Origin of the sequence: Kitasatospora sp. NPDC088351, assembly GCF_040685575.1 — a bacterium.
Classification (GTDB): Bacteria; Actinomycetota; Actinomycetes; order Streptomycetales; family Streptomycetaceae; genus Kitasatospora.
On record NZ_JBFBIL010000022.1, the window covers coordinates 23991 to 35755 of the forward strand.

The window sequence follows — 11765 nt, forward strand, 5'->3', positions numbered from 1 at the left end:
GAATCTAGGCAGCACTTGATCATTCGTCAAGCCACGGCGATCAAATGAGCGGCTTGATCGGATTGTGATGTTGCCGCCCCAGGGGCCATCTGCCCCGACTTTTCGGGATTTCCCGAGGTCACGGCGACTCTGCCGACGACCGGACGGGTCGATCAGGTCAGATCATTTGATCCAAATCTCTTGACTCCGATCGCCGACCTGCTCAGGATGACAGCCAATCGCCCCCACCCTCTGCGGGTCCCCGGTCGGAGCCGACCGTCCCGGGGCCCGCGCACCCTCGCCGTAAGGAGCCCACCCATGCGCTCGACCCCCATCTCCCGGCGCAGAGCCCTCCGCGCCGCCGCTGCGGCCACCTCGGCCGCGCTCTGCGTCACCCTGCTCGCCGCCTGCGGCAGCAGCGGCGACGGGGCCGCCGCCGCGGACGACGGCAAGCCGGTCAGCCTGACCTTCTGGGGCTGGGCGAAGGGCACCAAGGACGTGGTCGCCGCGTTCAACGCGAGCCACCCGGACATCCAGGTCACCTTCGAGGAGATCCCGGCGGGCGCGGCCGGCGGCTACGCCAAGCTCTCCAACGCGGTCAAGGCCGGCAACGCCCCCGACGTCTTCAACGTCGAGTACCCGCAGCTGCCGGACTTCGTCAGCCAGGGTGCCGTCCAGGACATCAGCAAGCTCGTCGGCGACGACCTCAAGGCCAAGTACCTGCCGCAGGCCGTCGAGCTCACCTCGCTCGGCGGCCGGACCTGGGCCCTGCCGCTGGACGCCTCCCCCCAGGTCTTCTACTACCGCAAGGACCTCTTCGCCAAGGCCGGCATCACCGTCCCCAGGACCTGGGACGAGTTCCGCACCGCGGCGCAGCAGCTGAAGGCGGCCCAGCCCGACACCCGCATCGCCACCTTCTTCCCCGACGACCCGACCACCTTCGAGGCGATGGCCTGGCAGAACGGCGCCCACTGGTTCGCCGCCGCCGACGAGGCCTGGAAGGCCGACCTGACCGGGCCGGAGACCCGCAAGGTCTCCGAGTACTGGCAGAAGCTGGCCGACGAGGACCTCGTGCGCGTCATGCCGTCCTTCAGCCAGCAGTGGACCGCGTCCCTGCAGAAGGGCGAGACGGCCGGCTACCTCGGCGCCACCTGGGGCGGCGGCGTCCTCAAGGCCAACGTCGGCACCACCCCCGAGGTCAACGGCACCTGGGCGGCCGCGCCGATGCCCAGCTGGGACGGCAGCCCCGCCAGCGGCATGCTCGGCGGCACCACCTTCGCCGTGTCCAAGGACAGCAAGAAGGCCAAGGCGGCCGTCGAGTTCGCCACCTGGGCGACCACCACCGCGGACGGCTTCAAGGCCCGGATCTCCTCCGGCACCTCCTCCGCCTACCCGGCCGCCGCCGAGCTGGTGCCGGTCGCCAAGCAGGCCTTCAACACCGACTTCTACGGCGGCCAGGACCTCTACGCCCTCTACACGGACGCCGCCAAGTCCGTCAAGCCGGGCTGGACCTGGGGACCGGCGATGGGCGTCACCAACGGCTCGCTGAAGGACTCCTTCGGCAAGGTCGCCGGCCGGACCGGCACCATCGACGAGTCGCTCACCACCGCGCAGCAGGCCACCCTCGCCGAGTTCAAGAACCGCGGACTGAAGGTCGCCCAGTGACCTCCGGCACCCATCCCGGCCGTACCGCCCGCGCTGCCGGCCGGCGGAGCGGGCGGTACGGGGCACCGGCCGTGCTGCTCGCCCCGTTCCTCCTGCTCTTCACCGCCTGCACGCTGATCCCGATCGGCTACGCGATCAGGCTCAGCCTGTTCACCGAACGCCGCTCCGGCCTCGGCTTCGGCGACGCCGAGACGGTCTTCACCGGGCTCGGCAACTACACCCGGGCCCTGAGCGACGAGGCGTTCCGCGGCGGGTTCCTGACCGCCGCGCAGTATTGCCTGCTCTACATCCCGCTGATGACCGGCCTGGCGCTCGTCCTGGCCCTGCTGCTGGACTCCACGCTGGCCCGCGCCCGGCGCTTCTTCCAGCTGACGCTGTTCATCCCGCACGCCGTGCCCGGCATCATCGCCGCCCTGCTGTGGATGTACCTGTACACCCCCGGCATCAGCCCCGTGCTCGACGCGCTGGAGGCCCTGGGCACCCAGCCCGATCCGCTCGGCCACCCGCTGCCCGCCGTGGTCAACATGGCGCTGTGGCAGTGGACCGGCTACAACCTGGTCATCTTCTACGCCGCGCTGCAGGCCATCGACCGCACGGTGCTGGAGGCCGCCGTCGTCGACGGCGCCGGACCGCTGCGCACCGCCCTGAGCATCAAGGTGCCGCTGATCCGGCCGTCGATCGCGATGGTCGGCCTGTTCACCGTCATCGGCTCGCTCCAGCTGTTCACCGAGCCGGTGATCCTCTACGGCACCTCGCCGGGCGTCACCTCCTCCTGGACCCCGAACATGTACGCCTACACGGCCGCCTTCGAGCGCCACGACTACGGGCTCGCCGCCTCCTCCTCGGTGCTGCTGGCCCTCGCCGCGGCGGGGCTCTCCTTCGCCGTCACCCGGCTCACCCGCGGCCGCTCCGGACCCCGGCGGGAGGCCGACGCATGACCACCACCGCCACCCGCCCCAACACCGCCCCGCCGGGCCGGCCGACCCGGGCGCACCGGCCGCGCCGCCCCTGGACGCTCTCCGGGACCGCCGTCAACGGCACCCTCGTCCTGGCCACCGTCTACACCCTGTGGCCGCTCGGCTGGCTGCTCACCGCCTCCGCCAAGAACACCGCCGACCTGCTCGGCGGGAACGCCCTGGGCGCCGACAACTTCCGGCTCGGGCAGAACCTGCACGACCTGGCCACCACCGGCGACGGCATCTACTTCCGCTGGTACCTGAACTCGCTGCTGTACGCCGGGATCGGCTCCCTGCTGTGCGCACTGGTGTGCGTCGCGGCCGGCTACGCCTTCCACGTCTACCGCTTCCCCGGCAAGGAGAAGCTGTTCGGCCTCGTGCTGCTGGGCGTGCTCGTGCCCACCACGGCACTCGCCCTGCCGATGTACCTGCTGGCCTCCGAGCTCGGCATCGTCAACACCTTCTGGGCGGTCTTCCTGCCCTCGCTGGTCAACCCCTTCGGCGTCTACCTGGCCCGGGTGTTCTGCGCCGGCTACGTACCGAACGAGGTCCTGGAGGCCGCCCGGATGGACGGCGCCGGGGAACTGCGCACCTTCTGGTCGATCGGGCTGCGGATGGTGATGCCCGGCTTCGTCACCGTGCTGTTGTTCCAGTTCACCGCCATCTGGAACAACTTCTTCCTGCCGCTGGTGATGCTCTCCGACAACCGGCTCTTCCCGGTCAGCCTCGGCCTGTTCAGCTGGAACGCCCAGACCAAGGCCTTCCCCGAGTACTACCCGCTGGTCATCACCGGCTCGCTGCTCGCCATCGTGCCGCTCGTGCTCGCGTTCGTGCTGCTCCAGCGGCACTGGAAGGCCGGACTGACCGCAGGGAGCGTCAAGTGAACCCGAACCCCGCCACCGCCGTGACCGGCACCGCCTGCGTGACCGGCACCCTCTCCGTGACCGCGCCCGCCCCTACGCCCGCCCCTACGCCCGACCGGGAGACCACCGTGCCCGACGGCCGGCCCGCCCACCGCCCCCGCGCCGTCCTCGCCATGCACCGCGAGCTCGCCGGCCGCCTGATCGACCCGCACACCCTGGCCCGGCTCACCGCGCTGGCCGACCTCGACCCCGCGCTCGTCCTGGACGACTTCACCACCCCCGAGGCCCGCGCGGCGCTCGCCGGCGCCGAGGTGATCGTCTCCAGCTGGGGCTGCCCGCCGATCGACGAGGAGGTGCTGGCCGCCGCCCCGCGGCTGAGCGCCGTCATCCACGCCGCCGGCTCGGTCAAGCACCACGTCACCGAGGCCTGCTGGCGCCGCGGCCTGCAGGTCACCTCCGCGGCCTGGGCCAACGCCCTGCCGGTCGCCGAGTACACCGTCGCCGTCGTGCTGCTCGCCAACAAGCGGCTGCTGCCGATCCGCGAGGAGTACCGGCGCCGCCGCGCCCCGCACGACTGGCAGCTGGCGTACGCCGCGGCGGGCAACTACCGGCGCACCGTCGGCGTCGTCGGCGCCTCCCGGATCGGCCGACGGGTGCTGGAACTGCTGCGCCCGCACGACCTCGACCTGCTGCTGCACGACCCCTACGTCGACCCCGCCGAGGCCGCCCGGCTCGGCGCGCGCGCCGTCGGCCTGGACGAGCTCTGCGCCGCCTCCGACGTGGTGAGCGTGCACGCCCCCGAACTCCCGGCCACCCTGCACCTGATCGACGGCCGCCGGCTCGCCCTGATGCGCGACGGCACCACTCTGGTCAACACCTCGCGCGGTTCCCTGGTCGACCAGGAGGCGCTGGTGCGCGAGGTCGCCTCCGGGCGCCTCGACGCCGTCATCGACGTCACCGAGCCCGAGGTGCTGCCCGCCGACTCCCCGCTCTACGACCTGCCGAACGTCTTCCTCACGCCCCACGTGGCCGGCTCCCTCGGCGGTGAGCTGCACCGGATGGCGGCCGCCGCCGCGGACGAACTCGCCCGCTACACCGCCGGGCAGCCGTTCGCTCACCCCGTCCTCGCCGAGGACGTCCACCGCACCGCGTGATCCCGCGCCGCGCGGCCCCGCACCACGTGCACACGCATCGCGTGCCCCCGCATCGCGTCCCCGCACCAGCAACGAATCGGAGAACCCCCATGCCCCGCAGGGTGATCGGCATCGTCATGAACGGCGTCACCGGCCGGATGGGCTACCGCCAGCACCTGGTCCGCTCCATCCTCGCCATCCGCGACCAGGGCGGCCTGCCGCTCGGCGACGGCGAGACGCTGTGGCCCGAACCGATCCTGGTCGGCCGCAACGCCGCCAAGCTCGAGGACCTCGCCGACCGGCACGGCCTCACCCACTGGACCACCTCGCTCGACGAGGCCCTCGCCCACCCGCTCGCCGAGATCTACTTCGACGCCCAGGTCACCCCCGCCCGGGAGACCGCGCTGCGCACGGCGATCGCCGCCAGCAAGCACATCTACACCGAGAAGCCCACCGCCGAGTCGCTGGAGGCCGCGCTCGACCTCGCGCGCCTCGCCCGCGACGCCGGGGTGTGCAACGGCGCCGTGCAGGACAAGCTCTTCCTCCCCGGCCTGCGCAAGCTCAAGCGGCTGGTGGACGGCGGGTTCTTCGGCCGGATCCTCTCCGTGCGCGGCGAGTTCGGGTACTGGGTCTTCGAGGGCGACTGGCAGCAGGCCCAGCGGCCGTCCTGGAACTACCGCGCCGAGGACGGCGGCGGCATGGTCCTCGACATGTTCCCGCACTGGCGCTACGTGCTGGACGGCATCATCGCCCCCGTCCGCTCGGTGTACGCGCACACCGCCACCCACATCCCCGAGCGGACGGACGAGCACGGGCAGGTCTACCGGGCCACCGCCGACGACGCCGCGTACGGCGTCTTCGAGCTGGAGGGCGGCATCACCGCCCAGATCAACTCCTCCTGGGCGGTCCGGGTGGACCGCGACGAGCTGGTGGAGTTCCAGGTGGACGGCACCGAGGGCAGTGCGGTCGCCGGACTGCGCGAGTGCCGCTTCCAGCACCGCGCGGCCACCCCCAAGCCGGTCTGGAACCCGGACCTGCCGGTGACCGAGCCGTTCCGCGCGCAGTGGCAGCGAGTGCCGGACAACGAGGAGTTCGACAACGGCTTCAAGACGCAGTGGGAGCTGTTCCTGCGCCACGTGACCACCGGCTCCCCCTACCACTGGGACCTGCTGGAGGGCGCCAAGGGCGTGCAGCTCGCCGAACTCGGCCTGCGCTCCGCCCGCGAGGGACGCCGGATGGACGTCCCCGAACTGTCCCTGTGACCGCCCGGCGGCCGCACCCGGGCCGGCCGGCCGGCACCCGGCCACCCCGCACCCGGCCGCCGGGGACCCGACCGCCCCGCAGCCGCCCGCCGACGAGACGGATGCACTGACACCTTGACTTCCTTCCCCTCCTGAGGAGAGGGAGGTCCCCTCAGCCTCGCGGCTGAGCCGCTGCGCGCGAGCGCGGCGGTGGGACTACTTCCTGCTTCACCGACGACCGCCCGCCCGGAGTACTCCGTTGAGGTCTTGCACCGCCTCCACAGGCTGCAACCGCCAGCCCGGCGGCAAGGATGTTGCGTGCCGCGTTCACGTCCCGGTCATGGGTCGCACCGCAGCCGCACGTCCACTCACGGACGTTCAGCGGCATCCTGCCCCGCAGGATGCCGCTGGCCGAACACAGTTCAGACGAGGGGAACCAACGGTCCACGGCCACCAGGTCCCGGCCGTACCAGTCGGCCTTGTACTCCAGCATGGACCGCAGTTCGGCCCAGCCCGCGTCCGAGACGGCACGGGCAAGCGTCCGGTTCCTGAGCATGTTCCGGACGGTCAGATCCTCGATCACGACCGTTTGGTTCTCACGAACGAGCCGCTCCCCCGGCCAAAGCCGAGAGTATCCACGAAGGAATTCCGATGACCGAGATCGACCTGCCCGGCCACGGCCGGATCCGGCTGCGCGAGCCCGCGGCCCTGCCCGCCTCGCCCGCCCCGGCCCGCTCGCGGGTGGCCTTCGCCGCCGCCCACGTGGTCGCCGACCCGCTGGGCGACAACGCCCCCGGCGCACCCGCCGCCGTCGACTGGGACGCCACCCTTGCCTTCCGCCGGCACCTGTGGTCGCTGGGCCTCGGCGTGGCCGACGCGATGGACACCGCCCAGCGCGGCATGGGCCTCGACTGGCCGGCCACCCGCGAGCTGATCACCCGCTCCGGGGCTGCGGCCCGCGCCTGCGGCGGCCGGCTGGCCTGCGGCGTCGGCACCGACCAGCTCGCCCCCGGCACCCACCCGCTGAACGCCGTCCGGGCCGCCTACGAGGAGCAGCTGACCGTGGTCCAGGAGGCCGGCGCGCAGCCGATCCTGATGGCCAGCCGCGCCCTGGCCGCCGCCGCGCGCGGCCCGGAGGACTACCTGGAGGTGTACGGCGCGCTGATCGCGGGCTCCGAGCGCCCCGTGCTGCTGCACTGGCTCGGCGAGATGTTCGACCCCACCCTGGCCGGCTACTGGGGCTCCACCGACCTCGACACGGCCGCCGCCACCGTGCTGGAGCTGATCGGCGCGCACGCCGACCGGATCGAGGGCATCAAGGTCTCGCTGCTGGACGCCGGCCGGGAGATCGCCCTGCGCCGCGCGCTGCCGGCCGGCGTGCGGATGTACACGGGTGACGACTTCCACTACCCCGAGCTGATCCGCGGCGACGAACTCGGCCACAGCCACGCCCTGCTGGGCGTCTTCGACCCGATCGCGGCCACCGCCGCGGCGGCGCTGCGGGCGCTGGACGAGGGCGACCTCGACCGCTACGAGGAACTGTTCGCGCCGACCGTGCCGCTGGCCCGGCACCTGTTCGCCGCACCGACCTTCCACTACAAGACCGGCGTGGTCTTCCTCGCCTGGCTGGCGGGCCACCAGGACCACTTCACCATGGTGGGCGGTGCGCAGAGCGGGCGTTCGGTGCCCCACCTGGTGGAGCTGTTCCGGCTCGCCGACGCGGCCGGGGTGCTCCCCGACCCCGACCTCGCCGCCGGGCGGATGCGCCGGCTGCTCGCGGTCGCGGGGGTGACGGCATGAACGGCGCCGACGCGATGAACGGCCTCGAAAGGCTGTCGCTCAACCAGATCACCACCCGGGGCTGGAGCCTGCCGCAGGCTGTGCGGGGCTGTGCGGACGCCGGCATCCCGGCCATCGGGCTGTGGCGCGACAAGGTCGCCGAGACCGGCCTGGCCCGCTCCGCGAAGCTGTGCCGGGACGCCGGACTCGCCGTCAGCAGCCTCTGCCGGGGCGGTTTCCTCACCGCCGACGGGCCCGGGGAACGCCGGGCCGCGCTCGCCGACAACCTCCAGGCCGTCGAGGAGGCCGCCGAACTCGGCACCGACACCCTGGTGCTGGTCGTCGGCGGCCTGCCGGCCGGCAGCCGCGACCTGGTCGGCGCCCGCGCCGCCGTCGCCGACCTTCTCGCCGAACTCGCCCCGCACGCGGGCGACTTCGGCGTGCGGCTGGCGATCGAGCCGCTGCACCCGATGTTCTGCGCCGACCGGGCGGTGGTCTCCACCCTGGGCCAGGCGCTCGACCTCGCCGCCCTGCACCCCGCCCGGCAGGTCGGCGTCGTCGTCGACAGCTACCACGTCTGGTGGGACCCGGCCCTGCGCGAGCAGATCACCCGCGCCGGGCGGGAGGGCCGGATCGCCTCCTACCAGGTGTGCGACTGGACCCTGCCGCTGCCCACCGACGCCCTGCTCGGCCGCGGCCACGTCGGAGACGGCCACATCGACTTCCGTGCCCTCACCGACCTGGTCACCGCCGCCGGGTACGAGGGCTGGATCGAGGTCGAGATCTTCAACCAGGAGATCTGGGACACCCCGGGCGAGCTGACGCTGCGCACCCTCATCGAGCGGCACCGCACCCACCTGGCCACGCCGTGAGGGTCGTCGTCGCGCCGGACTCCTTCAAGGGCACCGTCACCGCCCGGGACGCCGCCCTGGCGCTGGCCTCCGGCTGGCGCTCGGTGCGGCCGGGCGACGAACTGCTGATCCGTCCGATGGCCGACGGCGGGGAGGGCACCCTCGACGCGCTCGCGGCGGCCCTCCCCGGCGCCGTCCTGCACCTGGTCCCCTGCTGCACCGGCCCCGACGGGCGGCCGGTCGCCGGACGCTTCGCGCTGTTGCCGGACGGCACCGCGCTGGTCGAACTGGCCGACACGGGCGGCCTGCCGCTGCTCGGCGACGCCCTCGCCCCGCTCACCGCCGGCACCCGCGGCACCGGCGAGACCATCGCCGCCGCGCTGGACGCCGGCGCGCGGCAGGTGACCGTCGCGCTCGGCGGCTCCGCGTCCACCGACGGCGGTGCCGGACTGCTGGCCGCCCTCGGCCTGCGGCTGCTGGACGACACCGGCGCCGACCTCCCGGACGGCGGCGGCGCCCTCACCCGGGCCGCCCGGCTCGACCGAACCGCCCTGCGCCCCGCCCCGCCCGGCGGCGTCCGGCTGCTGACCGACGTCACCAACCCGCTGCTCGGCCCCACCGGGGCGGCCGCGGTCTACGGCCCGCAGAAGGGCGCCGACCCGGCCCGGATCGCCCTGCTGGAGGCGGGGCTGCGGCGCTTCGCCGACCTGCTCGGGGGCGACCCGGACCTCCCCGGCTCGGGCACGGCCGGCGGCACCGCCTACGGCCTGGTGAACGCCTGGGGCGCCCGGGTGGTCCCCGGTGCGGCGGCGGTGGCCGGGCTGACCGGACTCGACGCGGCCCTCTCCGGGGCCGGCCTGGTGATCACCGGCGAGGGCCGCTTCGACCTCACCAGCCTGCACGGCAAGGCGGTCGGCGAGGTCCTCGCCCGCGCGGAGCGGGCCGGCGTCCCCGCCCGGGTCGTCGCCGGCGAGGCCTCCGACCCCGGCGCGCTCACCCTCACGGCACTGTCCGGCGACCCGGCCGACGCCCGCCACCGGGCGGCCCACTGGCTCACCGCCGCCGGCGCCCGACTGGCCCGCACCCACAGCGCGGGCTGACGCCCGAGCAGCGCCCCCGGGCGCCCCCGCGTGGTGCCCGCGGTGGGAGCAGCGGACCGGAAAGCGGGTCGCGTCGACCAGCACCCGGGCCGGCTTCGATCCGTACACCTCGGGCGAGACCTGCGTCAGCACCCGGTAGGCCCACAGCCCCCGCAGTACCCGCCGGTCCGTGCCGAGCAGCAGCATCCTCGCCCGCAGTACCGCATCCTGATTCACCGTGTCCCCCTTCGTCGTCGCCCCCTCCCCGGCGGCCGCGCAGGGCAGCACGACGTACGTGCCGGCGCCCGGGAGCGGGCGCCGGCACGGAGCCGGGGAGAGTGGATGACGTCGAGTCTGCGCGTCGCCGAGGCGCCGGACAAGGGCGATCGGCTGTGCTCCCGGTCCTACCGGACAGGCCCCCTGACAGGCCATGATGGAGTCGACACTCTTCCGGACGCCGCGGGCGGGTGCCCGGGCAAAGGGCGGCCCGGGGCCGCGACTACGACGGGGTCGCGGTGTGCCAGGTGGCGATCCAGCAGGCGGTCGCCAAGGTGGCGGCGCCGGTGCCCGCCACGGTCGCGAGCACACCGAAGCAGGCGGGGCCGACGCCCTGCAGGGTCATGGTGCCGGAGTGCAGCAGCCCGAACGCCTGACCCTGGGCGGCGGCGGGCACGGCGTCCAGGAAGGCCCGCTGCAGCCCCAGGGAGTAGGCGAAGCCGGTCCCGGCGCAGAGCAGCAGGACCGCGCTCAACCCGGCGCCGGGACCGGCCGCGAAGGCCAGCAGCGGAAGTCCCATCACTGCGGCGAGCGGGGCCACCAGGCGCTCCCGCACGGGCGGCCGCACCAGGCGGCCGACGACCAGGGCGCCCGTCAGCATGCCGGCCGGCACACAGGCCATCAGCAGGGCGTAGGTGCCGGGGGCGAAGTGCCGCTGCCCCGCGTACGCGACGATCAGCGCCTCGACGCCGGCCGTGGCGGCGCCCGGCAGCCACTGCGCGAGCAGCAGCCGTCGCGGGCACCGGGTGCTCATCAGGGCTGCGGTCCCGCGCAGTCCGGCCTTCGCCACGGAGCCGGACGGACCGCTGCCGGGGTCGATTCGCGGCAGGCCCAGACGCACCGCCACCGCGGCCGTGAGGTGGAGCGCGGCGCCGACGGCGAGCGCCTGGCGGGTGCCGAGGGCCGCGACGGCGGCCCCGCCGACGGCCAGGCCCGCCAGTTGGGCGACCGAGGAGGCCATGCTGTTCAGTGACCGCCCCAACACATAGGCATCGCCGGTCAGCGAGCGGGACGTGGTGCACCGGGTGGGCCTGATCGGCGAACAGGGGTGGGAGGCCGTGATCGCCGGCCTGCACGACGGGGTGTCGTGGCGGGACGGGGCGATCGAGGTCCGCGTTGCTGCCGGCGACACCGTGGCGCTGGCCGGGGAGGGACTGCTGCTGATCCCCTCGGTCTTCATCGTCCCGACCGTGGCGGCGCACACGGCGCCGCCCTGGCCGAAGACCCTGATCTACCCCGCCCGCGGCACCGCCGCCCTCCTGGGGACACCGCCCGCCGGCCCGCCCCAGGCCCTCGGCGCGCTGATCGGGCGTTCGCGGGCCCGGGTCCTCGCCGCGCTGGACACCCCCGCCAGCACCAGCCAGCTCGCCCGCCAGCTCCGGCTGGCGACCGGCGCGGTCGGTGACCACCTCGCGGTCCTGCTCGATGCCGGCCTGCTCAGCCGCGCCCGCTCGGGGCGCTCCGTGCTCTACCAGCGCACGGCGCTGGGGGACGCCCTGGCCTCAGGTGCGGGCGCCACGCTCTCCGATACCCGATGACGCCCCGGCGCTGTCGCGGCAGCGGCCGGGACCGGCGGAGCCCGAGCCGCCCCACTCAGCCGGCGGACAGGTCCAGCTTGAAGGGCGAGCCGCTGGAGCTCGGCGTCCAGCCCTTCGAGCGCGCCGCCCGGATACCGGCGGCGACCTCCCCCGGCAGGACGACCTGGTCCGGCACCAGGTCCGGGGCGACGAAGGCCCGCCGTCCGGTCTCCACGACGAGCGTCGCCCCCGGGCGGGCCGCCTCCTCCGCCACGTAGCCCAAGGTGCCGCCTTCGTAGTCACAGCACAGGTGCCGCCTGCTCACCCGCCAGCGGTACTCGACACCGTCGACGACGATGCGGCGGGAACCCTTCTTGGCCAGTGCCACCGTGTTGCCCCTCAGCCTTCGGTTGTCCGTGTCTCCGC

General features: G+C 74.0%; 11 protein-coding genes and 1 pseudogene. 9 read left to right on the forward strand and 3 right to left on the reverse strand.

What is annotated here, in order from left to right; translation table 11 throughout:
* Positions 1-297: 297 nt before the first annotated feature.
* From AB0P06_RS17680 to AB0P06_RS17700, 5 genes are all read left to right on the forward strand, one after another.
* Entirely contained in the window at positions 298-1644 is a 1347-nt protein-coding gene (locus AB0P06_RS17680) for a sugar ABC transporter substrate-binding protein (RefSeq protein ID WP_363608201.1), read from the forward strand.
* Between the two features lie 71 nt (positions 1645-1715).
* Positions 1716-2582, forward strand: a complete 867-nt coding sequence (locus tag AB0P06_RS17685; protein ID WP_363608311.1) for a sugar ABC transporter permease — start codon at positions 1716-1718, stop codon at positions 2580-2582.
* Complete coding sequence (locus AB0P06_RS17690; RefSeq protein ID WP_363608202.1) at positions 2579-3484, forward strand: carbohydrate ABC transporter permease; 906 nt, start codon at positions 2579-2581, stop codon at positions 3482-3484. The genes AB0P06_RS17685 and AB0P06_RS17690 overlap by 4 nt, the downstream gene beginning before the upstream one ends.
* 152 nt (positions 3485-3636) lie before the next feature.
* Positions 3637-4617 (forward strand): hydroxyacid dehydrogenase, encoded by a 981-nt coding sequence (locus AB0P06_RS17695; protein WP_363608313.1) that lies wholly within the window; start codon positions 3637-3639, stop codon positions 4615-4617.
* 89 nt (positions 4618-4706) lie between these two features.
* Positions 4707-5858: a Gfo/Idh/MocA family oxidoreductase gene (locus AB0P06_RS17700; RefSeq protein ID WP_363608203.1), complete on the forward strand. Its 1152-nt coding sequence runs from the start codon at positions 4707-4709 to the stop codon at positions 5856-5858.
* A 151-nt stretch (positions 5859-6009) separates the two neighbouring features.
* Here the strand turns inward: AB0P06_RS17700 and AB0P06_RS17705 are convergent.
* Positions 6010-6447: pseudogene (locus tag AB0P06_RS17705) on the reverse strand (RNA-guided endonuclease TnpB family protein); the annotation flags it as partial.
* Positions 6448-6488: 41 nt separating this feature from the next.
* Between AB0P06_RS17705 and AB0P06_RS17710 the strand changes: the two are divergent.
* Genes AB0P06_RS17710 through AB0P06_RS17720 form a run of 3 tightly spaced genes read left to right on the forward strand, consistent with a single transcriptional unit; the run spans position 6489 to position 9567 of the window.
* On the forward strand, positions 6489-7637 hold the full coding sequence (locus tag AB0P06_RS17710; RefSeq protein WP_363608204.1) for a dihydrodipicolinate synthase family protein: 1149 nt from the start codon (positions 6489-6491) through the stop codon (positions 7635-7637).
* On the forward strand, positions 7634-8488 hold the full coding sequence (locus AB0P06_RS17715) for a sugar phosphate isomerase/epimerase family protein (RefSeq protein WP_363608205.1): 855 nt from the start codon (positions 7634-7636) through the stop codon (positions 8486-8488). Before AB0P06_RS17710 ends, AB0P06_RS17715 begins: the two co-directional genes overlap by 4 nt.
* Positions 8485-9567 carry a glycerate kinase gene (locus AB0P06_RS17720; RefSeq protein WP_363608206.1) on the forward strand — a complete coding sequence of 361 codons (1083 nt, stop codon included), beginning with the start codon at positions 8485-8487 and terminating at the stop codon, positions 9565-9567. The genes AB0P06_RS17715 and AB0P06_RS17720 overlap by 4 nt, the downstream gene beginning before the upstream one ends.
* Positions 9568-10045: 478 nt before the next feature.
* Here AB0P06_RS17720 and AB0P06_RS17725 read toward each other — a convergent pair whose 3' ends face one another.
* Positions 10046-10783, reverse strand: coding sequence for an MFS transporter (locus AB0P06_RS17725; RefSeq protein ID WP_363608207.1), 738 nt, complete (start codon positions 10781-10783; stop codon positions 10046-10048).
* A 52-nt stretch (positions 10784-10835) separates the two neighbouring features.
* On the opposite strand from AB0P06_RS17725, the gene AB0P06_RS17730 reads away from it, so the two are divergent.
* The gene (locus tag AB0P06_RS17730; protein WP_363608208.1) at positions 10836-11360 is read left to right on the forward strand and encodes a winged helix-turn-helix domain-containing protein; all 525 of its coding nucleotides are present in this window, start codon (positions 10836-10838) and stop codon (positions 11358-11360) included.
* A 55-nt stretch (positions 11361-11415) separates the two neighbouring features.
* Here the strand turns inward: AB0P06_RS17730 and AB0P06_RS17735 are convergent, their stop codons facing one another.
* Positions 11416-11727 carry a hypothetical protein gene (locus tag AB0P06_RS17735; RefSeq protein ID WP_363608209.1) on the reverse strand — a complete coding sequence of 104 codons (312 nt, stop codon included), beginning with the start codon at positions 11725-11727 and terminating at the stop codon, positions 11416-11418.
* Positions 11728-11765 lie beyond the last annotated feature (38 nt).

Bases quoted from the DNA above. Each gene is read 5' to 3' on its own strand.
- AB0P06_RS17680 (WP_363608201.1), top strand. From the start codon at position 298: ATGCGCTCGACCCCCATCTCCCGGCGCAGAGCCCTCCGCGCCGCCGCT.
- AB0P06_RS17690 (WP_363608202.1), top strand. From the start codon at position 2,579: ATGACCACCACCGCCACCCGCCCCAACACCGCCCCGCCGGGCCGGCCG.
- AB0P06_RS17695 (WP_363608313.1), top strand. From the start codon at position 3,637: ATGCACCGCGAGCTCGCCGGCCGCCTGATCGACCCGCACACCCTGGCC.
- AB0P06_RS17700 (WP_363608203.1), top strand. From the start codon at position 4,707: ATGCCCCGCAGGGTGATCGGCATCGTCATGAACGGCGTCACCGGCCGG.
- AB0P06_RS17710 (WP_363608204.1), top strand. From the start codon at position 6,489: ATGACCGAGATCGACCTGCCCGGCCACGGCCGGATCCGGCTGCGCGAG.
- AB0P06_RS17715 (WP_363608205.1), top strand. From the start codon at position 7,634: ATGAACGGCGCCGACGCGATGAACGGCCTCGAAAGGCTGTCGCTCAAC.
- AB0P06_RS17725 (WP_363608207.1), bottom strand. From the start codon at position 10,783: ATGGCCTCCTCGGTCGCCCAACTGGCGGGCCTGGCCGTCGGCGGGGCC.